This window comes from Pseudomonas sp. 18173, assembly GCF_050432945.1.
Lineage (GTDB): Bacteria > Pseudomonadota > Gammaproteobacteria > Pseudomonadales > Pseudomonadaceae > Aquipseudomonas.
Window position 1 is genome coordinate 22,454 of the sequence record NZ_JBKFTN010000035.1, and the last position, 22,195, is coordinate 44,648.

Sequence of the window (22,195 nt, forward strand, 5' to 3'; positions counted from 1 at the left end):
CCCTACAATGTGAGTGCATATGACGGCTGCGTAGCGGATCCAGTGTTGCGAAGAGTTGCAGGGAGATGGCGGCACTGTAAAAAAGGTGGCGGGTTTATTTTTTGGTTTCGGTGTTGAACTCATAAAATAGATCTGTCCCCATTTCTGCATTTCTGGTGTATCAGTCGACCTTCGCAGCGGATGTTGGTCCGCCATCGCGAGCAGGCTCGCTCCCACAGAGGGACCGTGGTGAACACCAGCCCAATGTGGGAGCGAGCCTGCTCGCGAAGGCCGCGATTCGGTATCCGGTGATTATCCGCCGTGGCAGCAGCTCGACTTCTCCTGTTCCTCATATTTGTCATGATGCCGCACCCACTCCATGATTTCGTCTTCGTTGCGGCCCTTGGGCGTCAGGTCGAGGTAGTTGTAGGCGCCGACCAGCAAGTCCAGGCCCCGGGCGTAGGTGGAGTAGGTGTGGAAGACGTCGCCGGCTTCGTTGCGATAAAACACGCTGAGGCCGGGGAGTTCTTCCTCGGAGCCGTCGGTTTTTTCGTAGTTGTACGTAGCCTTTCCGGCGACGACTTCTTCGGCTCGGGCACAGACGCCAAAGTCGTAGTTGAAATCGCATCCTGCTGACGACACCCAGTCGAACTTCCAGCCCATGCGCCGCTTGAACGCCTGGAATTCAGCGTACGGTGCGTGGGAAACCGCCACCACTGCAATATCGTGGTGGGCCAGGTGCTGGTTGGCGCCGTCGATGTGGTCGCTGAGGAACGAGCAACCGGGGCAGCCCTCGTCCCAGCCCTCGGCGAACATGAAGTGGTAGATGACCAGCTGACTGCGGCCGCCGAACAGGTCCGCCAGTTTCAGCTCGCCGTTGGGGCCCTGGAAGCGGTAGTCCTTGTCGATTCTCACCCAGGGCAGGGCGCGGCGTTCGGCGCTGAGTTTGTCCCGTTCCCTGGTGAAGGCTTTCTCGCGGACCAGGTGCTGTTTGCGGGCGACGAGCCATTCTTCCCGCGACACGACGGGGTGATTCTGGATGTTCATGCTGTGTTCTCCTGCGTGGGGCTGGGAGGTGACCTACACAGCCTAGTCGTTTGGCTTGTGTGGAATTCGACATACCGCCGGTCGGTCGTGAGTAAGAGCCAGCTACAGGTATTGAGGCAGGCTCGCTCCCACATGGGATTTGTGCAGCACTTAGCCTTGTTTCACCGCTTTCAAGCACTTCAGATCGCTGAAGTCCTTCCTCACGCCCTCGATTTTCTTCAACAGGCGTTCGCGCTGGCTTGGCGTGCTTTGAGCCATGAGGTCCACGAACAGCGAGCGCGCCTGGGCCTCGGTGTTGGCAAAGGCCTGACGATAGGCGGGGGTCCACAAAAGCTCACGATTGACCAGTAGCGTTTCGATTCGTTGTGGAAATTGCGGGCTCTGGCGTTGCGCGACTGCCGCGCTGAATTGTTTCTGCCAATGCACGCGGTTGGCAATCCACTGGGTGTTCTGGTCGCCCAGGGCGTTCGACCAGCTGGTGACTCGCTGTTGCTGGGTGCTGTTGAGTGGCCCGAGCCAGTCGCTCAGGCGCTTTTCCATGCGTTCGCCACGCTCCTTGATCTGCTGGTCGAGGGAGGGCTTGAGGTATTCCTCCTGGTGCTTGCGCTGGTCCTTGGCGAAGGCTTCATTCATCTCGGCGACTTGCTTGTCATCCAGCCCCTGCAGCAGCTCGATGGCAGAAGGGGTGATTTCCCGCGCGGTTTCGGAGATCGCCTGTTCGGCTTCACGGGCGCGGGCCTGCAAGGCGGCATCGGTGACCTGGTTGGTCGCGATCATGGTTTGCAGGCGGTTCAGCCAGTCGAGGTAGCCGGGCAATTGGGTGGTGCAGTGCCAGCTCAGGTGTTCCTTCAGGCGTTCGTTCAGCCAGCTTTTTTGCTCACCGTTCATGTCCAGGTAGTCGCTGAGCGTCCACGGGATGATCACGTCGAGGTTGCGGTAGGCCAGGCCTATGCGGTTGCACGCGCCGAGGGCGAGGGCGATGGTCAGCACGATGGCGATGTGTTTGAACCAGCGGGACATGGGCGAATCCTTGCGATAGCCAGTCTTCGGGGTCTGATTCTTATGTGAACCCGGGAGGAGTCTGGCAGTTCAGCCGGGCAACTGCAGTTGCTCGTCGATTTTCACAGGATTTGATGGGGCGCGCGGGGGAGAAACGAGGGTTCCAGTCCAAGCGCTTCGAAGCTCAAAGCGCTTTGGGACCAGGTGAAGCGGGGGGATTACTTTTTGCCCAGGGTGATCTGCTTGGACGGGCCGAATGTCTGGCCGCTGACGCCTTTGGCAATTTGCTGGATTTCACCGCCGGACTTGAGGAACGCAGCGATCTGGCTGTTGATCGATTCGCTGGTTTCGACGGCTGGAGCTGGCTTTGCTTTGCTGGTGGATGCTTTTACGCGCATGGCGGCCATTAACCTGTAGAAAATTAACTTGGCCAGGCATCGTACAGGAATTACCCGGTAATTGCTTGGCAAATATCCCCTCGCAATAATCCTGAGGTCGGGGTAATTAATCATCGGCCGATATTCGAAATAGGTGTCTAAGCCGCTGTTTTAACTAAGAACATTGCCGGAAAAAATACCGTGTTGCGCTTGCCGGGCATGGCGTAAATGCCCGGATCGGTCGGACGAGCGGCCAGGTTTGCGATGAAAACCCGGAAAAATCAGGGCCTCCAGAGGATTTTCGCGTGCCACCGGGCCGGGTGCCGAACGCCGCGCTCAAAACCGGGTAGAATGCCGCCCACGCAATGAGGGTATTGGACATGGCTTTAGTCGGGCGTTACAACAGTTTGCAAGTGGTTAAACACACTAACTTCGGTTTATATCTGGACGGTGGCGCGGATGGCGAAATCCTTCTGCCTAATCGTTATATTCCAAAAGATATTCCTAGCGAAGATGAAGACTGGCTCAACGTTTTTATTTATCTGGACAGCGATGACAAACTCATCGCAACTACTGAAAGACCGAAAGTTCAAGTCGGTGAATTCGCCAGTTTGAAAGTTGTTGAAGTCAACAGCATCGGCGTATTCCTGGACTGGGGTTTGCCCAAAGACCTGTTGCTGCCGTTCTCCGAAGAGAAGCGCCAGATGACGGCGGGCGAGTATGTGGTAGTGCACGTCTACCTCGACAAGCACACCCGTCGCATCACCGCGACCGCGCGCCTGGACCGCTACCTGGACAAGACTCCGGCCAACTACACAGCGGGCCAGGAAGTGGATTTGCTGGTGGCCGAAGCCACGGACATGGGCTTCAAGGCCATCATCAACAACAAGCATTGGGGCCTGATCCACAAGAACGAAATCTTCAAGTTCATGCGCGCCGGTAAAGAAGAAAAGGGCTTCATCAAGGAAGTTCGCGCCGACGGCAAGATCAGCCTGAGCCTGCAGCCGGTCGGTCAGGAAGCGGCCACCAGCCTGAACTCGAAGATCCTCGCCAAGTTGCGCGAAAACAACGGTTCCCTGGCGGTCAGCGACAAGAGCGATCCGGCGTTGATCAGCAGCCTGTTCGGTGTCAGCAAGGGCAACTTCAAGAAGGCCATTGGTGCCTTGTACAAGAATGGCCAGATCGTCATTCATGCCGATCGCATCGAACTCAGTTGATGTTCTGACACTAAAGAGAGCCAGAGTGGCGCAGGCAGAGAAGTAGAGGTCTCTGACAGGCGGCATTTTCTGGCCTTCTGGTTAATAATCGACAACATGATTTTGCGCCCCGGTGTTTTCTTTTCCAGTGAGAAGGCCGGGGCTTTGTTTTGACTGCCGAGTCTTTGCCATGGATTGTGTGTTCGAGGTGTTCCGGTGAGCGCCACCCGGCGCAGCGCCGACGGGTTTGCCCTGCAAGTGATGGTCGGCTTGTGCCTGGTCTGGGGCGTTCAACAGGTGATGATCAAGTGGGCGGCGGCCGATATCGCGCCGGTGATGCAGGCGGCCGGGCGTTCCGGTATGTCGGCGTTGCTGGTCGGGTTGCTGATCTGCTGGAAGGGTGGCTGGAACCAGGTGAGTACGACCTGGCGCGGCGGCCTGTTGGCCGGCGCCTTGTTCGGCCTGGAGTTCTTCTTCATTTCCGAAGGCCTGCAACTGACCACGGCGGCGCACATGTCGGTGTTTCTCTATACCGCGCCGATCTTCACCGCATTGGGTGTGCACTGGTTGCTGCCGAGTGAGCGTTTGCGGCCCTTGCAATGGCTGGGGATCGTATTGGCCTTTATCGGGATTGCCATCGCGTTTGCCGGTGGAGTGTCCTGGGACAATCTTGATTACCGAATGTTGATGGGCGATGCCCTCGGTGTGCTGGCGGGCGCGGCATGGGGCGCGACCACCGTGGTGGTGCGCGCCTCGCGGCTGTCGGAAGCGCCGGTGACCCTGACGCTGTTCTATCAGTTGATTGTCGGTTTCTTCGGTTTGCTGCTGATCGCGCTGCTCAGCGGCCAGATCACCCATGTCAGCCTGACCACCGTGGCAGTCACCAGTGTGCTGTTCCAGGGCGTGGTCGTGTCGTTCTTCAGTTACCTGGTGTGGTTCTGGCTGCTGCGCCGTTACCTGGCAGCGAACCTCGCGGTGTTTTCGTTCATGACGCCGTTGTTCGGCGTCACGTTCGGTGTGGTGTTGCTGGGCGAGGCGCTGAGCCTGAACTTCATCATCGGTGCGGTGCTGGTATTGGCAGGCATCACCTTTGTCAGTGCCGAGCAGTGGCTGCGCCGTCGTCTGCGCCAAGCCCTCGGGCAGCACTGAGCGGCGCGAGCAACAGGCCGCCGGCGACCAGCAAGCCGCAGCCGGCGACCACCAGTGCCGGCTGCAAACCGCCACTGAAATGACTGCTCAGCGCCGCCAGCAATGGCCCGCTGAGCTGGCCCACGGCAAAGCAGGCTGTCAGCAGGCCGGCATTGCGCTGGGTCGCGTGGGGGGCCAGTTCCCGGGAGCGTTGCATCACCAGTTGCATGCAGGCCAGGAACGGCGTGCCGCACAGGATCACACCCAGCGCCAGGCCTGGCCCGTTGCCCAGCAGGCAGGCGAACACGCCAGCAGCTTGCAGCCATAACGTCGCCATCAACCAATGACGCGTGGCGCCGGGCTTTTGCCGGCGCAAACTCACCAGCACCACACCGGTTGCCGCCGCGAGGCCAAAGCACGGCCAGAACAGGTCGGCCTGCCATTGGCCATGGAATTGCGCATTGGCCATTTGCGACAGAAAGGTCGCCGGGATGATGTAGCCCAATCCGTACAAGCCATAGACCAGGCCCAGGCGACCGACGCCTTGAGCGGGTGACGGGCTGGCGCCGGGTGCGGCAGTCGCGGTGGCGGTCGGTTGTGGCAGGAATGGCAGGATCCCCAGCAGCATCGCCAGGCCCACAGCGGCGTACACCAGCCACAAGGTGGCGGATGTCTGGCCCAGCAGGTTCGAGCCCAGGGCCAGCAAACCGGTCAGGAAAATCCCCAGGCCCGGTCCGGCGAAAACCAGGGCGCCGAGCCGAGGGCGACCGGACGCTGCCGCCAGTGGCTGGCTCAGGGCGGTGATCATCACCAGCACCCAGGCGCTGGCCACACCGGTGCCGAAGCGCAGCAGCAGGTGCGACCAGAAACCATTGGCCCAGAACGAAGCCAGGGTCAGCAATACACAGAGCCACAATCCGCCGAGCAAGCGTCGGCGCACTTGCGCGGGATGCCGGGAAAACATGGCGTCGACTGCACCGATGAAATAACCGAGGTAGTTGGCGGCAGCTATCAGCCCGGCGGCGGTCAGGTCGATCTGACCTTCACTGAGCAGGTGCGGCAGTTGCGGTGTCAGGGCAAAACGGCCGATGCCCATGGCCATCATCAAGGCAACGAAACTGGCGGATAAGCGAATCAGGGGAGACATGGTCAGGATTCCGTACAGAGGATCAATGACCGTCAGGCTAGGACTGATTGACTTTCTTTAAAAATGAATAATAGTGAGTAACTTGTTCTGTTTTGGAGAGTGTCGTGGAGTTCAGCCAATTGCGCATCTTCCAGGCGGTGGCGGAAGAAGGGTCCATCACCCGAGCCGCCGAACGGCTGCATCGAGTACCGTCGAACCTGTCGACCCGGCTCAAACAGCTGGAAGAGCAGTTGGGCGTCGAGCTTTTCCTGCGCGAACGTCAGCGTTTGCAGCTGTCGCCTGCGGGAAAAGTCTTGCTGGACTACACCGCCAAGCTGTTTGCCTTGCGCGACGAAGCCAGCGCGGCAGTGCAGGGCGGTCAACCGGCGGGCGACTTCGTGCTCGGCACCATGTACAGCACCGCGGCGATTCACCTTCCGGGGCTATTGGCGCGCTATCACCGCCTGTATCCGGCCGTGAACCTGCAAGTGCAATCCGGCCCCAGCGGCGAACTGCTCGAAGGCCTGCTCACCGGCCGGCTCGATGCCGCGCTGGTGGATGGCCCCATGGAACTGGCCGGGCTCGATGGCGTGCCCTTGTGCGACGAGCGCCTGGTGCTGATCAGCGAGGCCGATCATCCGCCGGTGCGCAGTGCCCTGGATGTGGAAGGGCGCGCAGTGTTTACCTTTCGCCAGGGTTGCTCCTACCGCATGCGCCTGGAAGCCTGGTTCGCCCATGACCATGCGGCCATGGGGCGGGCGATGGAGATCGAGTCCTATCCGGGAATGCTGGCGTGTGTGATTGCCGGTTCCGGTGTGGCGCTGATGTCGGAGTCGATGCTCGCCAGTTTGCCGGGCCGTGAGAGTGTGGCGGTGCATCCGCTGGCCGAGCCGTTCGCGAGCGCAACCACCTGGCTGATGTGGCGCAAGGGCATGGTCGGGGCCAACCTGAATGCCTGGATCGAGCAGCAACAGGTGGTTTTTCCGCCGACACCGGTGCAGGCGCAGGAAATTGCCTGAACACAGGCTGATTGTGATGGATTCAGTAACAGTTCATTGCGACTTTGCACGAGCATTGCGTAGGACTTCGGACTATTATCAGTGCGAACGAGCTTCAGAATTTTGGCCGCTCGGCACTACCCTGAAGGGGGCACCATGAAAGAGAAAATCCAAAGCTGGCTGCATGACCTGGGCGTCGCTCTCGGTTTGATCGAGCCGCCTCTGCAACCCGTGCCTATTCGTACCGATGACGAACAACGCCGACGCCAGCCGCGTCGCCGGTAACGGCACCGGGATACTGGTGAGAGGGGCTTGTTGTGGCGAGGGGGCTTGCCCCCGTTCGGCTGCGAAGCAGTCGTAAAGCCAGCAAGCGTGCTGTTCCTGATTCAACCCGGTTGAAGGATTTGGGGCTGCTTCGCGGCCCAGCGGGGGCAAGCCCCCTCGCCACAGGAGAGCCTGTTTGCAGTAGTTTCCTGGCTGACTGGGAAATACGTTGGCAACCCATCTCAATGCCGCCCGATCTCCAATAAAAACCGGCTCAAGTCATTCGCCGTCCTGGCGGATTTCAGCATCCGGTCTTCCTCGGCGGTAAAGGCCGATACACCCAGCTCATCTTCCAGATGGAAGATCAGTTCTTCGATATCTTCCTTGTCCAATCCCAACTGCGCCAGGCTGGCGTTGTCGTCGAAGTCATCCCGACCTTCCAGCAGGCGGCTGATGTAGCGATGCACGACAGCACGAACGGCAGCCTTTTTCATGAGCGTACTTCCAGGAGGAGATCGATCTTGCTCTCCGTGCCGGTGCAGTTCCTGCCGTTGAGTACAGCAGGCTTCAGCCGTGTGAGCGCTGCCATTCGTCAATCATGTTGTGCAAGTGCGCCCCGGAAAAACTGCCGAAATGTCCGCCATGCACCGTGCGGATCGCCAGCGTGCGCAAGCGTTGCAGGCTGCGGGCGTAGTCATCGAGGTTGGAGTGGTAGGCGTCTTCGATCAGCGGACCGTCGTAGATGATGTCGCCGCTGAACAGGGTTTCGGTGGCGGCTTCGTACAGGCAGATGCCCCCTGGCGAGTGCCCCGGCGTGTGCACGACCTGCAGCACCCGGTTGCCCAGGTCCAGCACATCTCCATCTTCGACAAAACCCGTGGCCGGTGCAGCCTTGACCCGGTATTCGGCGTAGCACAGCGGGCAATCCGGGTGCGCTTCGAACATGTCGTCGCCGACAAAGGCCTTGCTCAAGTCGTTGTCGCCGTCCGGCGCGGCCAGAATGTCCGCCTCGGCCGGGTGCACCAGTCGTTCAGCGAATTCGTGATGGCCGGCAATGTGATCGAAATGGCAGTGGCTGGCCACCGCCACCAGCGGCCGTTCGGTGATCCACGGCAGTTGCTCGCGCAGGCTGACCAGGCCCGAGCCGCTGTCCAGCAGCAGGTCCTTGTCGCGGCCCTGGATGTGCCAGAGGTTGCAACGGTAGAAGGGTCGGATGTACGGCTCGTGGATCAAGCGGATGCCGTCGCTGAGATGTTTGACTTCAAACCACTGATCGCGGCTGACGATCTTCATAAGCAGTTTTCTCCAGACGAAAAAAAACGGGTGTGGCAACCGACGCCACACCCGTCGAAGAAAGCATCAAGTCGTTATGTTCAGCTTAGGCCGCGCTGGCCACTGCTACCGGGCGGCGAGACATCAGGCTCACCACAATGAAGCTCACCAGACTTGCAATCAGGCTGTAGTAGATCGGGGTGTTGGCGTCCAGACCGTCCTTGACCATGAACAGCAGGGCAGTGGCGAAGCCCAGGCCCATGCTGGCGATGGCGCCGGCGGTGGTGGCGCGTTTCCAGAAGATCGCGCCCATCAACGGGATCAGCATGCCGCCGACCAACAGGTTGTAGGCCAGGGTCAGGGCGCTGATCACGTCGTTCACCACCAATGCGATACCCAGTACGACCAGACCGGTCAACAGGGTCACCAGGCGGTTGAGGCCCAGGCTCGATTCTTTACCGCCACGCAGTTTCGGCAGCAGGTCTTCGCTCAGGGTGGTGGCGGCAGCCAACAGGCCGGCGCTGGCGGTGGACATCATGGCCGCCAGTGCGGCAGCGATCACCAGGCCACGGATACCGTCCGGCAGGGACAGTTTCACGATGGCGGCGAACGCGTTGTTGACGTTGTCCAGATCCGGGATCAGTACGTGAGCGGCCATGCCGATCAGGGCGCAGGCCAGACCGTAGATGATGCAGTAGATGCCTGCGGCGGTACCTGCGACCTGAGCCACTTTGGCAGTCTTGACGGTGAACACCCGTTGCCAGATGTCCTGACCGATCAGGATGCCGAAGAAGTAGATCACGAAGTAGGTGATGATTGTGTCCCAGCCGATGGTGGTGAAACTGAAGCTCGCCTCCGGCAGTTTGGCCACCAACTGATCCCAGCCGCCGACACGGTACATGCAGATTGGCAACAGGATGAACATCAGGCCAACGGTCTTGATCACGAACTGGACGATGTCGGTCAGGGTCAGCGACCACATGCCACCGATGGCCGAGTAGATCACCACGACGCCACCGCCGAGCACTACCGAAATCCAGAATGGCAAGCCGAACAGCACTTGCAGCACGGTGCCGATCGCCAGGATCGAAACCACGCCGATCATCAAGGCGTAGGCCAGCATGATCACCGCGCTCGCGGAGCGGGCCATCGGGTTGTAGCGCTTTTCCAGCACCTGGGTAACGGTGTAGATCTTCAGTTTCAACAGCGGCTTGGCGAGGAACAGGTTCAGCGCGACGATCCCGCAGCCCAGTGCGGCGCACAGCCAGAAACCGGAGATGCCGTGCACGTAGCCCAAGCGTACGGTGCCCACGGTGGACGCGCCGCCGAGAACGGTGGCCGCCATGGTGCCCATGTAGAGGGTTGGCCCGAGGTTACGACCGGCGACCAAAAAGTCTTCGTTGGTCTTGGCCTTGCGCATGCCGTAGTAGCCGAGAAGCAGCATCGCGGCGGCATAGATGAGTACAACGAATAAATCCAAAGCCATTATGGCGTGTCTCCGATTGTCTTTTTTATGTGAGGCTGAAAATCAGTCCCTGTGGGAGCGGGCTTGCTCGCGAAGACGGCGGCACATTCAAAGTTAATGTGACTGACCGATCGCTTTCGCGAGCAAGCCCGCTCCCACAGGGGTAGTGCGTTTATCAGGCGACTTGTCGCATCGCCGGTTTGGCGAGCGAATCCGTGCTCTTGTTGCGAAGGTGGTTCGGGCCGTACACCGCGCTGGTTTCCGGGAACATCTTGAGCAGGACCAGGTACACCACCGAGGCCAGGCCCAGGGTCACTGGCAGGCTGATGTCGATGCCATCGGCCAGGTTGCCCAGGGGGCCGACAAACTGCCCCGGCAGGTTCACAAAGCACAGGCCGACCGCCGCACTCGGGATCCAGGCCCCCATGCCACGCCAGTTCCAGCCGTGGGTGAACCAGTAGCGGCCACCTTTTTCGCCACGGGTGAACACTTGCAGGTCATCCGGGCAGTAGAAGCCGCGACGGGCCAGCAGGCCGATGATCATGATCACCATCCAGGGGGTGGTGCAGGTGATGATCAGCACGGCGAAGGTCGACACGCTCTGCACCAGGTTGGCCGCGAAACGTCCGATGAAGATGAAGGCAATCGACATCACACCGATCAGCAGCGTGGCCTTGACCCGCGACAGCACCCGTGGGAACACGCTGGACATGTCCAGGCCGGTGCCGTAGAGCGAAGTGGTGCCAGTGGACATGCCGCCGATCACGGCGATCAGGCAAACCGGCAGGAAGAACCAGGTCGGCGATACCGCCAGCAGGCCGCCCACATAGTTGTTGGCCGCGATGTAGTCCGGTGCCTTGACCGCCACGATGGTCGCGGTGATCAGGCCGAACAGGAACGGGATGAACGTTGCGATCTGCGAAAGCACCACCGCCGCCATGATGCGACGCTTGGACGTATCACGCGGAATGTAGCGCGACCAGTCGCCGAGGAACGCACCGAAGGAAATCGGGTTGCTCATGGCCACCAGTGCGGCACCGATGAAGGCCGCCCAGAAACCGGGTTGGCCCATGTTGACGGTGCCGGCGTAGTTCGCATCGAAAGGACCGGCGAAGGCGAAGACGCCCAGCAGGAACAGCAGGCTGGCACTCCACACCGCGATCTTGTTGACCCACAGCAGGAAGCGGAAGCCATAGATGCACACGGTCAGCACCAGGATCGCGAACAGACCGTAGGCCAGGCCCAGGGTCAGGTCGGTTTCCGGCAGGCCGACCAGGCGCTTGGCGCCACCGATCAGTGCATCACCCGAACTCCACACCGAGAGCGAGAAGAAGGCGATGGCGGTCAACAGCGACAGGAACGAGCCGACGATCCGACCGTGCACGCCGAAGTGCGCACCGGAAGACACGGCGTTGTTCGTGCCGTTGATCGGGCCGAACAGACCCATTGGCGCGAGGATCAGCGAACCCAGCAACACGCCCAGCACAATCGCCCAGACGCCCGCCTGGAAAGACAGGCCGAACAGCACCGGGAAACTGCCGAGCACGGCGGTTGCAAAGGTGTTGGAACCACCGAAGATCATCCGGAACAAGTCCGTCGGGCCTGCGGTGCGTTCGTTGTCCGGGATCTGTTCGACCCCGTGGGTTTCAATTTGCGTAAGGCTTTGGTCTTTGTTGTTGTTATTCATGATCAGCTCCGATCATAAAGGCGCGCTCATCGTGCGTGAGCGTCACCTGTGTTGGCTAAGGGGTTGGCAGCCCTTCCGGCATCGCGGACAAATGTTCGTGGCAGGCCAGCCATAGGCCTTGTTGTTCTGGGCCAGACGCTTGTTTCTTGAAAACAATCGTCTCGCGCTCCTGGCTAAAGTGCTGCTCCCCTTGCATGCGCAGCTCGGTGGCTACGTCATGGATGAAAATCGCCACGTCGCCCTGCAGGCTGACGAAAGCGTTGCTTGAGGTGCACGAGAGCACCTCGAAGCCATCCTCGGCGCGCCAGCTGTCCCACATCGCCTGGTAGGCGTCGCGCGACAGCAGGGGCTGTTCGAGGGTGTAGAAGACGAAGCTGGCATCGGCGCTGAACGCGCCGAAGTAGGCTTCGCGATCGTTACGGGCAAAGGCGGCCACCAGATCGGCGGCGGCTTTCAATACCTGATCACGTTCGTTCATGGTCCATCCTCAGCGGTGGACTACGCCAGGCAGTACGCAGAGCATTTCGTACAGCAGGTTGGCGGCCAGCAGCGAGGTGTTACCGGTGGTGTCGTAAGCGGGCGAGACTTCTACCAGATCGCAGCCGACCAGGTCGAGGCCTTGGCAGCCACGAACGATCTCGATCGCCTGAATGGTCGTCAGGCCGCCGATTTCCGGGGTGCCGGTGCCAGGGGCCCAGGCCGGGTCGATGCCGTCGATGTCGAAGCTCAGGTAGACAGGACCGCCGCCGACCTTCTCGCGGACTTCAGCCATCAATGGCTCCAGCGATTTGTGCCAGCACTCTTCGGCCTGAACCACACGGAAGCCCTGGTTACGGCTCCAGTTGAAGTCGTCAGCGGTGTAGCCCTGGGCGCGCAGGCCAATCTGCACGACGCGGTCCGGATCCAGAAGGCCTTCTTCAACGGCGCGACGGAAGGTGGTGCCGTGGGCGATTTTCTCGCCGAACATGTGATCGTTCACATCGGCGTGGGCGTCGATGTGCACCAGGCCGACCTTGCCGTGCTTTTTATGGATGGCACGCAGGATCGGCAGGGTGATGGTGTGGTCGCCGCCCAGGGTCATGGGGATCACGTTGTGCTCGAGGATGTCGTCGTAGGCTTCTTCGATGATGCGAACGGCGTCCAGCAGGTTGAAGGTGTTGATCGCCACGTCGCCGATGTCGGCAACCGACAGCGAGTCGAACGGTGCAGCGCCGGTAGCCATGTTGTAAGGGCGGATCATCACCGATTCGGTGCGGATGTCGCGAGGCCCGAAACGGGTGCCAGGGCGCAGGGAGGTACCGATGTCCAGCGGCACGCCTACAAAGGCAGCGTCCAGGCCGGCAGCAGTTTCCAGGTGGGGGAGTCGCATCATGGTGGCGATGCCGCCGAAGCGCGGCATTTCGTTACCGCCCAGTGGTTGGTGAAGAATCTTGTCCACGGGTAGGGCCTCATCGTCGTTGTTTTATTTATTGGGTTGCGCCGTTCACGGAAGTACGGGCGCACCTTGTAGCGCCGATTCTGCGAAATGTAGTGGCCGGGAAGAATCGCTACGGGCAAATACTTAGTTCAGATTTTTCTAAACTAATGGCTGGGACAGCGATAGACTTCACTCTATTCGCCTACCCCCTGATGCCTGGCAGTCGAAGGGGTGAGCACTGCAACCATTGTGGGAGCGGGCTTGCTCGCGAAGGCGGAGTGTCAGTCGGCCTCAGTATCTACGGATACACCGCTTTCGCGAGCAAGCCCGCTCCCACAGGGATTGTGTTTCCACGGTAGTGCTTTGCGCTTCCTTTCGATCGGAGTTCCCATGGCCAACGCTTTACCCGACCTGAAACTATTGCGCATCTTCGTCAGCGTGGTGCGACACCAGGGCTTCGCCAACGCCCAGCAGGAACTCAATCTCTCGACGTCGGCCATCAGCACCTACATGAGCCAGCTCGAAGCGGCCCTGGGCCTGGTGCTCTGCCATCGCGGACGTGGCGGGTTCAGCCTGACCAGCAAGGGCGAACTGTTCCATCAGGAAACCCTGCGCCTGTTGGGCGAGCTCGAAGGCTTCGAGCAATACGCCGCCGCCCTCAAGGGCGAGTTGCGCGGGACCTTGAACCTTGGGGTCATCGACTCCACCGTCAGCGACAAGGCCCTGCCGTTTGCCGAAGCCATCGGTGCCTACAGCCAGGAACACCCGGCCGTGCACTTGCACCTGTCGGTGATGAGTCCCTACGAATTGCAGCTCGGCGTGCAAGACAACCGTCTCGATCTGGCCATCGGTGCGTTTTCCACACGCATGAGCGGCCTGGTGTACATGCCGCTGTACCGTGAACAGCACTGGTTGTATTGCAGCACGCGGCATCCGCTGTTCAACGAGCGGCGCATTCCCGAACAGGTCATCACCCAGCAGCGCATGGTCGGTCGCGGCTACTGGAGCCAGGCCGAGCTGGCGCGTCACGGTTTCAAGCACAGCGCCGCGACGGTGGAAAGTATGGAGGCCCAGCTGATTCTGGTGCTGTCCGGCGCCTACATCGGCTATCTGCCGGAGCACTACGCCCAGGCCTGGGCCGACAAGGGGGACTTGCGGGTGTTGCTGCCGGCGACCTTCGGTTATCAGGCGCCATTCTCGATGATCGTGCGTCGGGGCCGTAGTCGCGAGCCGTTGATCCAGACGTTCCGCGACTTGCTTAAAGCCCAACTGAATCAGGCCTGAGAAGATGTCCAGAATCCAATGCCCACGCTGTTTGCGTCCGCAAAGCCACTGCCTGTGCCCATTGATCCCGAGCCTCGACAGCCGCACCCGGGTGTTGCTGCTGCAGCATCCGAGCGAAGTGAACCATGCACTGAATACGGCGCGGCTGGCGGCGTTGGGCCTGAACAATGCCGAGTTGATCGTGGGAGAAGTGTTCGATGATCTACCGACCTTGTTGAGCCGGCCGGGGTATCGGGCGCGCCTGTTGTTTCCCGGCGAAGAGGCGCAACCGATGCAGGCCTGTGCCGCGGCAGACGAACCGCTGTTGCTGGTCGTCCCGGACGGCACCTGGCGCAAGGCGCGCAAGATGCTGCACCTCAACCCGCTGCTGGCGGCGTTGCCGAGGGTGACGCTGGCTGAAGGCGGTGTATCCCGTTATCGGTTGCGCAAGGCACCGGGGCCTGGCGCATTGTCGACGGTAGAGGCGATTGTGCAGGCGCTTGAAACCCTTGAGGCTCCGACTTCGTTTGCGCCACTGCTCAGGCCGTTCGAGGCGTTGATCGAGGGGCAGATTGCGGCGATGGGGGAGGAGGTTTTTCAGCGTAACCATGGGCCGAAGTAGGAGTCGTCAATGACGGCCCCTTCGCGAGCAAGCCCGCTCCCACAGGTTCAGCGTGATCAATGTGGGAGCGGGCTTGCCCGCGAAGACGGCAGAACAGTCACAGAAACTTTCAACCAGTTCTACCGCTCCCGCATCGCCTCGGTCCGGGCTTTAAGTACCGGCTTGAGCAAGTAATCGAGCACTGTTTTCTCCCCGGTAATAATGTCCACCGTCGCCACCATCCCCGGGATGATCAGCAGCGGTTTCACGTCCCCGCCCAAATGGTTTTTGTCTGTGCGCACCTGAATCAGATAGAAGCTATTGCCCTTGTCGTCGGTGATGGTGTCGGCACCAATCAGTTCAAGCTTGGCGCTCAGGCCGCCGTAGATCGTGTAGTCGTAGGCACTGAACTTGACCATGGCTTTCTGGCCCGGATGCAGGAATGCAACGTCCTGCGGCCGTACCTTGGCTTCGATCAACAGGTTGTCTTCCAGCGGTACGATTTCCACCATGTCGCTGCCGGGCTGGACCACGCCGCCGATGGTGTTGACCTTCAACACCTTGATGATGCCGTGAACCGGGGAGACCACGGTGGTGCGGGTCACACGGTCGTCGATGGCGATACTCGATGCTGTGATTTTCGACAGGTCGGTGCGTTTCTCGTTCAGCTCCTTGGCGGCTTCCGAACGGAAGGTCTGTTCCGACTCGTCGATCTTGCTCTTGATCTCGTTGATCGCCGATTCCGCCCGGGGAATCGCCAGGGTGGTAGCGTTCAATGAGCCGCGAATCTCCACCGCGCTGCGTTTGAGGCGCAGGATTTCCACTGGTGACACTGCACCGGTGCCCACCAGTGGCGTGGACATGTTCATCTCTTGTTGCAACAACGCCAGGCTTGAACTGAACTGCCCCTGTTTCGAGCGAAATTCTGCAAGTTCCTGGGTTTTTTGCCGAAGTTGCTCGCTCAGGGTGCGCTGTTCGCTGGCCAGTCGACGTTGCCGCTGTTCGTACAGGGAGCGCTCGTCTTCAGCCACTTGCGGGGCCTTGGCGATCACCTCTTCTGACAGCTGGAACGGCCGGCCTTCGGCTTCGGCGGAAAGCCGTTCGACCTGCGCGGTCAAGGCATAACGATCGGCTTCGCTTTCGCCCTTGTTCGACAGGTAGCGCGTGTCATCCAGGCGCAACAAGGTGTCGCCCTTGTTCACCATTTGTCCTTCACGAACGAAAATTTCAGTGACGATGCCGCCCTCCAGGTTCTGGATCACCTGGACCTTGCTCGACGGAATCGCCTTGCCTTCGCCCATGGTCACTTCCTGCAATACGGCGAACCTGGCCCAGACCAGTGCGCTGATCAGCAGCGCAGCGGCCAGCCACACGGTGATTCGCGACCAGCGCGGTGAGTCCTGCAACGAGGCGCCGGCGGTTTCCGGCATGAACTCGGTTTCGGCACTTTTGTTGAAACTGTCGAAGTAACCACGGGATCCTTGATCGGCAGACATGGACGACTCCTAGACGGCCGCAGAGCCGACACGGCCCTTGCGCAGTGCATCGATGACCGCTTCTTTCGGGCCGTCGGCGACGATCCGTCCGTTGTCCAGCACCACCAGGCGATCCACCAGGCTCAGCATCGAGGTGCGGTGGGTCACCAGCAGGATGGTTTTGCCCTGGACCCAGCCGTGAAGTTTTTGCCTCAGGACGTCTTCGCTGCTGTTGTCCATGGCGCTGGTGGGCTCGTCGAGCAGCATGATCGGCGGATCGAGCAGCATGGCCCGGGCCATCAATACCGCCTGGCGTTGGCCGCCGGACAGCAGTTGCCCACGCTCACCCACAGGCCGGTCGAAGCCTTGCGGGTGTTGCCGGGCCAGTTCGGTGACACCGGTCATTTCCGCCACTTCGAGCATGCGTGAGTCGCTGATATAGCGTGCGCCAAGGGTCAGGTTGTCGCGCAGGCTGCCGGCCAGCAGCGGCAGGTCGTGGGCGACGTAACCGATTTGATGGCGCAGGTCGGCGACGTCGAGTTGCCGCAGGTCCAGGCCATCGAGCAGCAACTGGCCTTCATCCGGTTCATAGAACCCCATCACCAGCCGCGCCAGGGTGCTTTTGCCCGAGCCGCTGCGGCCAATGATGCCGATGCGTTCACCGGGTTTCACACTGAAGCTGACATTGGCCAGGGCGGGAGAGCTCTGGCCGTTGTAGTGGAAGGTCACGCCGACAACATCCAGCGCGCCTTGCAGTTGGGTGCGCTCCAGCGGCCGCTGTTTGGCGTCGCGCTCCTGGGGCAGGCCCATCAGCGCGTCGGTGCTTTTCATGGTCAGTTGCGCTTGCTGGTAGCGGGTAATCAGGCCGGCGATTTGCCCCAGCGGCGCCAGTACCCGGCTGCCGAGCATGTAGCTGGCCACCAGGGCGCCGACGCTGAGGTTGCCGGCGATGATGCTGTAGACCCCGGCGACGATGGTTGCCATACCGGACAGTTGCTGGATGAACAAGGTACCGTTGGTGGCCAGGGCCGAGAGGTTACGCGCATGGCTGTCGAGGCGGGTGAGGGCGCCGTGGGTGCTCTCCCATTTGTGCTGGCGCTCGCTTTCGGCGCTGCAGGCCTTGAGGGTCTCCAGGCCGCTGAGGGTTTCGATCAGCAACGCCTGGCGTTCGGCACCCAGGCTGAGGCTTTTCTGGACGGTGTCGCGCAGGCGTACCTGGATCACCATGGCGAAGATGATGGTGATGGGGAACGCCAGGATCGGGATCACCACCAGCCAGCCTCCGAGCAGGCCGATCACCAGCAGCATCAGCAGGCAGAAGGGCAGGTCGATCAGGCTGGTGAGGGTCACGGCGGTGAGAAATTCCCGCAAGCCCTGGAAGTCATGAATGCTTTGGGCGAATCCCCCGATGGTCGCCGGTCGCGCTTTCATTGCCATGCCGGTGATACGTTCAAACAGGGTGGCCGACAGGATCACATCGGTTTTCTTGCCGGCGGTATCCAGCAAGTGCGCGCGCACGACCCGCAGCACCAGTTCGAAAGCCGTGCCGATCAATAGACCGATCGCCAGCACCCACAGGGTCGAAGTAGCCTGGTTCGGCACCACGCGGTCGTAGGTCTGCATCACGAACAGCGGCACCATCAGGCCCAGCAGGTTGATCAGGAAGCTCGCCAGGATCGCGTCGCTATACAGCCATTTCGACAGCTTCAGCGTATCGCGAAACCAGGCTTGCACCCGAGGCACCAGCGGCGAGCGCAAGTCTTCGAGTTCGTGGCGTGGACGGGCGAACAGCGCCTGGCCACTGTAGTGTTCGGCCAGCTCCTCAGGGCTGAGCCATTGTTCGCCGCCGTCCGCTTCGCTGGGCAGGATCAGCACCTTGCCGTCCTCGCCATAACGGCGCAGGACGGCCGTGCGGCCGTTGTCGAGCAACAACAGCACGGGCAGGTTGAGCGCGGAGATGTCTTTGAGTTCGCGGCGCAGCAAGCGCGCCTGCAAACCGGCCCGGGCCGCTGCACGGGGCAGCAGGTCCAGGCTCAGGCGTTGGTGTGCCATGGGCAGCCCGGCACTCAGGCTGGCGCGACTGACCGTCGCGCCGTGGAGTTTGCAGAGGATCAACAGACCGTCCAGAAGCGGGTCATCGAAGCTCAGACGCGGATCGACACCGGTGTTGCCGGGTTCCATGCTGGTCATTGAACGCTCCCGTGCGCTACTTCATTTCAGGCAGACGAGCTTCGTTTTTCACTTCGGACTGGGCGATCGCGTCGGCGGGCAGTACGACGCGTTGTTTGCTCAACAACTGACCCATGTTCGCCAGCACGCGGTACATCGAAAACTCTTCGGTGTAGCGCACTTCGGTATAGCGACGGTTGGCGTTGTAGAGTTCGTTTTCACTGTCGAGCAGGTCCAGCAGGGTCCGTTGGCCGAGGCCGAACTGATCCTGGTAGGCCATGCGTACGCGCTTGCTGGTGTCGGCGTATTCACGGGCGGTCGGGGTTTGTTTCTTGGCATTGACCATGGCGTTCCAGGCCAGGTGAATGTTCTCGTTGAGCTGGCGCAGGGCATTGTTGCGGATGTCCATGGCCTGGTTGATCTTGTGCGCATCGGAGGCCAGGCGCGCCTTGTCGCTGCCGCCGCGGAACAGGTTGTAGTTCATCACCACACCGACCCGCCATTCGTTGTCGTGGCCTTCATCACCCTGCACGTTGTTGTTCGCACCCACGGCGGCCTCGGCGTCCAGGCGTGGGTAAAACGGCGACTTGGCGACTTCGTACTGGCTCTCGGCTGATTGCACATCGGCCTGGGCGGATTTCAGATAAGGGTTGTTTTCCACCATGCTCTGCTGGGCTTCGGGCAGTGAGGCAGGGACTTCGCCACGAATCGACGGTGGGGTTTCGAGTTCATCGGGCAAACGCCCCACCACGGCGTAAAAGTTCGACTCGGCGTCAGCCAGATCGACCTGGGCGGTGTCGAGGTTGTTTTCCGCCAGTGCCCGGCGAGCCGTGGACTGGTCGGCATCGGCGTTGCTGCCTACACCGCGCTGGGTGCGCAGGCCGATCTGGTCGTTGACCCGCAAGTGCGCTTGCAGGTTGTTGGTGGCCAGTGTCACCAGTTCACGGCGCTTGAGTACTTCGAGGTAAACCTCGGTGGTGCGCAAGGCCAGGTCCTGAGCCGTACCCTGAGCATAATAAGCTCGCGAATTGACCACGCCCTGGGTGCGCTGGACTTCATTGGCGGTGTTGAAGCCATCAAAGAGCATTTGCCGCAGGCGCAATTCCGACTGGGTGTAGTTGAGGGTTTCGGTGTGGTGATTGCCGAACGCCCGGGTATTGGTGTTATCGCTGTACCCGCGCCCGTAGGCGGCGTTCAGATCAACCGATGGATAAAAGCCCCCTTTGGCGACCTTCACGTCCTCATCCGCCGACAGCCGGCTGTCCACCCGCGATGCCAGCTCCGGGTGGGTCGCGATGGTGCTCTGGATCGCTTCGGTCAGCGTCATTGCCTGAGCCTGGGATGAGCAGGCCATGGCTAAAAGCACCGCGCTGCAGAGGGGGGTTAATAGGCGCATGTACATCTCCCTGATTCCTGATGGTGCTTATCAGTCGCCAATTATTTGACGACATTTATAGGTAAAGTTGTTTCATATCTTTAACAAAAGAGCTAAGAACATTCTGGAGCGTAGCTAAGAAATTTTTTTCATAACGGTTATGCCAAAAAAAACTTATGCGCTCTGCCAAATCCAGCACATTGTTCAATGCGAAAACCCTTGTTTTTCGAGCTCTAGGGCGCTTGTCGGGGTTTGAGGAAAGTTCCAATCCACTTATCGACATAGAGCGGAGAAGTGCAGGAAGGGAGGGCCGCGAACGATTCGAAGGTGACGGTTTTTTGTCACTTGAGTGATTCAGGATCGTTACGCATCGCTCACTGGCAGTGTTGTTGCGCACAGGGATCCGATGCCGTTGATTGCAGAGGGTTTTTCCCAAAACCGTAAACAGCGCCGTGAGCGACTGGCTGGGCGAGATCGTTGCCAGGGCCACGGCTTACTCAAGTAAACCGGTACCTGGAACACGATCCGCCAGACAACCCGCTCGAGCCATGAGCACGTTCTTCGCACAATCAAGGTGCCGACAGCGGTTGGCAGCGGAGGAAGTGCACATGGCTACGCTCATCGGTATCGTCAGTAAGGTCATCGGTCAGGTGTTCGCGGTTGCGAGCGACGGCACCCGGCGTGCTTTGGTCGAGGGGGACCGGCTGTTTGCCGGCGACCAATTGAGCACCGGCGCTGAAGGCGCGGTGGCGGTGCATCTGCAAAATGGCCAGGAGCTGACCCTCGGGCGCGACAGCAGCATGCAGATGACACCGCAACTGCTCGCCAATCAGATTCCGCACGTGGACTCACCTGAAACGGCGACGCCGAGCGAAGCGCAGCTGACGGATGTCGAACAGCTGCAAAAAGCCATTGCGGCGGGTGACGACCCGACCCAATCCGCAGAAGCCACCGCTGCGGGACCCGCCACGACTACCGGTGTGCCGGGTGGCATCCAGGGCAGTGGTCATAGTTTCGTCTTGCTCGAAGAAGTGGGCGGGCGAGTCGAGCCAACCATTGGATTCCCCACTGCCGGTTTCAATGGCATTCCCGAACTTCCCGAAGAACGCCTGAACGCCAATCCGGACAACAACGTTGTAGCCGCCGCTGCCCCTGTGGTGACGCCAGAGGTTCCGCAGGTGCCGAACAATCCGGTCACCCTCGATGGCCTGTCGGTGCAGAACGGTGAGCTGACCGTCAATGAAGCCAACCTGGCCGACGGATCGGCGAGCAACCCGGGTGCGCTGACTCAAAGCGGCACCTTTACCGTCAATGCCGCCGACGGGCTGAGCAGCCTCAGCATCGGCGGCATCAATGTGATCAGCGGCGGCGTGGCGGCGGGTTTCCCGCAATCGATCACCACCCCGCTGGGCAGCACCTTGACCGTCACCGGCTACAACCCGGCCACCGGTGTGGTCAGTTACAGCTACACCCTCAACGGCGCCGAAACCCATGCAAGCGGCGAGGGTGCCAATAGTCTTGGCGAACACTTCACCGTGGTGGCCAACGACAGCAATGGCGACACCGTCACCGGTTCGCTGGATATCAACATCACCGACGACGTGCCCAAGGCAATCGACGACGGTAATGGCACCGCCTCGGAAACCCTGCTGACCCTCAACGGCAACGTGCTGACCAATGACGTGCAAGGCGCCGACCGGGTGCCGGTGGGTGAAAACAGCGGGCCGATCACCGCTGGCACCTTCACCGGCACCTACGGCACCCTGGTGCTCAATGCCAATGGCACCTACACCTACACGCTGAACACCAGCGATGCGGATTTCAAGGCGCTGCACGGCGGTGGCAGTGCGACGGAGACCTTCACCTATACGCTGACGGATGCCGACGGCGACAGCAGCACGGCGAACCTCGTGCTGCAGATCCACAACAACGACGACCCGGACACGATTGGCGGATTGAACATTGCGGGCGGCGAGCTGACCGTCTTCGAGAAAAACCTCGGCGACGGCAGCGCACCGGATGCCTCCGCGCTGACCCAGAATGGCACCTTCACCGTCACTGCGCTGGATGGCGTGACCAGCCTGACCGTCGGCGGCATTGCCGTGGTCACCGCAGGCGTGGCGGCGGGCTTCCCGCAATCGGTCACCACGCCGCTGGGCAGCACGCTGACCATCACCGGTTTCAACGCGGCGACCGGCGTGGTGAGTTACAGCTACACCCTTAACGACAACGAAGCGCACCCGACCGCCAACGGCGCCAACACCCTGCCTGAACAGTTCGCCGTGACCCTGGTGGATGACAACGGCACCACCGCGACCGGTTCACTGGATGTGAACATCGTCGACGATTTGCCGAAA

The 22,195-nt window shown here is 60.8% G+C and carries 20 protein-coding genes; 7 read left to right on the forward strand and 13 right to left on the reverse strand.

Annotated features, from left to right (window positions below):
- Positions 1-291: 291 nt before the first annotated feature.
- From ACLD1X_RS27080 to ACLD1X_RS27090, 3 genes are all read right to left on the reverse strand, one after another.
- Positions 292-1,026, reverse strand: a complete 735-nt coding sequence (locus ACLD1X_RS27080) for a DUF899 domain-containing protein (RefSeq protein ID WP_429373047.1) — start codon at positions 1,024-1,026, stop codon at positions 292-294.
- A 150-nt stretch (positions 1,027-1,176) separates the two neighbouring features.
- Positions 1,177-2,046 (reverse strand): DUF6279 family lipoprotein, encoded by an 870-nt coding sequence (locus ACLD1X_RS27085; protein WP_429373049.1) that lies wholly within the window; start codon positions 2,044-2,046, stop codon positions 1,177-1,179.
- Between the two features lie 197 nt (positions 2,047-2,243).
- A complete protein-coding gene (locus ACLD1X_RS27090; protein WP_015096330.1) occupies positions 2,244-2,432 on the reverse strand; it encodes a hypothetical protein in 189 nt (62 codons plus the stop codon).
- Positions 2,433-2,782: 350 nt separating this feature from the next.
- Between ACLD1X_RS27090 and ACLD1X_RS27095 the strand changes: the two genes are divergently transcribed.
- Both ACLD1X_RS27095 and ACLD1X_RS27100 read left to right on the forward strand, forming a co-directional pair.
- The gene (locus ACLD1X_RS27095; RefSeq protein ID WP_429373051.1) at positions 2,783-3,619 is read left to right on the forward strand and encodes a CvfB family protein; all 837 of its coding nucleotides are present in this window, start codon (positions 2,783-2,785) and stop codon (positions 3,617-3,619) included.
- Positions 3,620-3,814: 195 nt separating this feature from the next.
- The gene (locus tag ACLD1X_RS27100; protein ID WP_429373053.1) at positions 3,815-4,747 is read left to right on the forward strand and encodes a DMT family transporter; all 933 of its coding nucleotides are present in this window, start codon (positions 3,815-3,817) and stop codon (positions 4,745-4,747) included.
- Here the strand turns inward: ACLD1X_RS27100 and ACLD1X_RS27105 are convergent.
- Entirely contained in the window at positions 4,692-5,873 is a 1,182-nt protein-coding gene (locus ACLD1X_RS27105) for an MFS transporter (protein WP_429373055.1), read from the reverse strand. The two genes, ACLD1X_RS27100 and ACLD1X_RS27105, sit on opposite strands and share 56 nt — an antisense overlap.
- Before the next feature lie 104 nt (positions 5,874-5,977).
- Here ACLD1X_RS27105 and ptrR point away from each other — a divergent pair, with 104 nt between their 5' ends.
- Together ptrR and ACLD1X_RS27115 are read left to right on the forward strand one after the other, a co-directional pair.
- Positions 5,978-6,871 carry a putrescine utilization regulator PtrR gene (ptrR, locus tag ACLD1X_RS27110; RefSeq protein ID WP_429373057.1) on the forward strand — a complete coding sequence of 298 codons (894 nt, stop codon included), beginning with the start codon at positions 5,978-5,980 and terminating at the stop codon, positions 6,869-6,871.
- A 135-nt stretch (positions 6,872-7,006) separates the two neighbouring features.
- On the forward strand, positions 7,007-7,135 hold the full coding sequence (locus tag ACLD1X_RS27115; protein WP_429373059.1) for a PA1414 family protein: 129 nt from the start codon (positions 7,007-7,009) through the stop codon (positions 7,133-7,135).
- A gap of 221 nt (positions 7,136-7,356) precedes the next feature.
- Here ACLD1X_RS27115 and ACLD1X_RS27120 read toward each other — a convergent pair whose 3' ends face one another.
- From ACLD1X_RS27120 to speB, 6 genes are all read right to left on the reverse strand, one after another.
- Positions 7,357-7,608, reverse strand: a complete 252-nt coding sequence (locus tag ACLD1X_RS27120) for an acyl carrier protein (protein WP_429373061.1) — start codon at positions 7,606-7,608, stop codon at positions 7,357-7,359.
- A 73-nt stretch (positions 7,609-7,681) separates the two neighbouring features.
- Entirely contained in the window at positions 7,682-8,407 is a 726-nt protein-coding gene (locus tag ACLD1X_RS27125) for an MBL fold metallo-hydrolase (protein ID WP_429373063.1), read from the reverse strand.
- Between the two features lie 85 nt (positions 8,408-8,492).
- The gene (locus tag ACLD1X_RS27130; RefSeq protein WP_429373065.1) at positions 8,493-9,872 is read right to left on the reverse strand and encodes a sodium:solute symporter; all 1,380 of its coding nucleotides are present in this window, start codon (positions 9,870-9,872) and stop codon (positions 8,493-8,495) included.
- A gap of 154 nt (positions 9,873-10,026) precedes the next feature.
- Positions 10,027-11,538 (reverse strand): purine-cytosine permease family protein, encoded by a 1,512-nt coding sequence (locus ACLD1X_RS27135; RefSeq protein WP_429373067.1) that lies wholly within the window; start codon positions 11,536-11,538, stop codon positions 10,027-10,029.
- A gap of 55 nt (positions 11,539-11,593) precedes the next feature.
- Positions 11,594-12,016 (reverse strand): YybH family protein, encoded by a 423-nt coding sequence (locus tag ACLD1X_RS27140; protein ID WP_429373069.1) that lies wholly within the window; start codon positions 12,014-12,016, stop codon positions 11,594-11,596.
- Between the two features lie 9 nt (positions 12,017-12,025).
- Positions 12,026-12,976 (reverse strand): agmatinase, encoded by a 951-nt coding sequence (gene speB / locus ACLD1X_RS27145; RefSeq protein ID WP_429373071.1) that lies wholly within the window; start codon positions 12,974-12,976, stop codon positions 12,026-12,028.
- 369 nt (positions 12,977-13,345) lie between these two features.
- Between speB and ACLD1X_RS27150 the strand changes: the two genes are divergently transcribed.
- Positions 13,346-14,239: a LysR family transcriptional regulator gene (locus ACLD1X_RS27150; protein ID WP_007972518.1), complete on the forward strand. Its 894-nt coding sequence runs from the start codon at positions 13,346-13,348 to the stop codon at positions 14,237-14,239.
- Positions 14,240-14,243: 4 nt separating this feature from the next.
- On the forward strand, positions 14,244-14,840 hold the full coding sequence (locus ACLD1X_RS27155; RefSeq protein WP_429373074.1) for a tRNA-uridine aminocarboxypropyltransferase: 597 nt from the start codon (positions 14,244-14,246) through the stop codon (positions 14,838-14,840).
- 119 nt (positions 14,841-14,959) lie between these two features.
- Here the strand turns inward: ACLD1X_RS27155 and ACLD1X_RS27160 are convergent, their stop codons facing one another.
- Genes ACLD1X_RS27160 through ACLD1X_RS27170 form a run of 3 tightly spaced genes read right to left on the reverse strand, consistent with a single transcriptional unit; the run spans position 14,960 to position 19,859 of the window.
- A complete protein-coding gene (locus ACLD1X_RS27160; protein WP_429373076.1) occupies positions 14,960-16,315 on the reverse strand; it encodes an HlyD family type I secretion periplasmic adaptor subunit in 1,356 nt (451 codons plus the stop codon).
- Between the two features lie 9 nt (positions 16,316-16,324).
- On the reverse strand, positions 16,325-18,484 hold the full coding sequence (locus tag ACLD1X_RS27165; RefSeq protein ID WP_429373078.1) for a type I secretion system permease/ATPase: 2,160 nt from the start codon (positions 18,482-18,484) through the stop codon (positions 16,325-16,327).
- A gap of 16 nt (positions 18,485-18,500) precedes the next feature.
- Positions 18,501-19,859 carry a TolC family outer membrane protein gene (locus ACLD1X_RS27170; RefSeq protein WP_429373080.1) on the reverse strand — a complete coding sequence of 453 codons (1,359 nt, stop codon included), beginning with the start codon at positions 19,857-19,859 and terminating at the stop codon, positions 18,501-18,503.
- 587 nt (positions 19,860-20,446) lie between these two features.
- Here ACLD1X_RS27170 and ACLD1X_RS27175 point away from each other — a divergent pair.
- Positions 20,447-22,195: retention module-containing protein (locus ACLD1X_RS27175; RefSeq protein WP_429373082.1), on the forward strand; the 1,749-nt coding region annotated here is incomplete at its 3' end.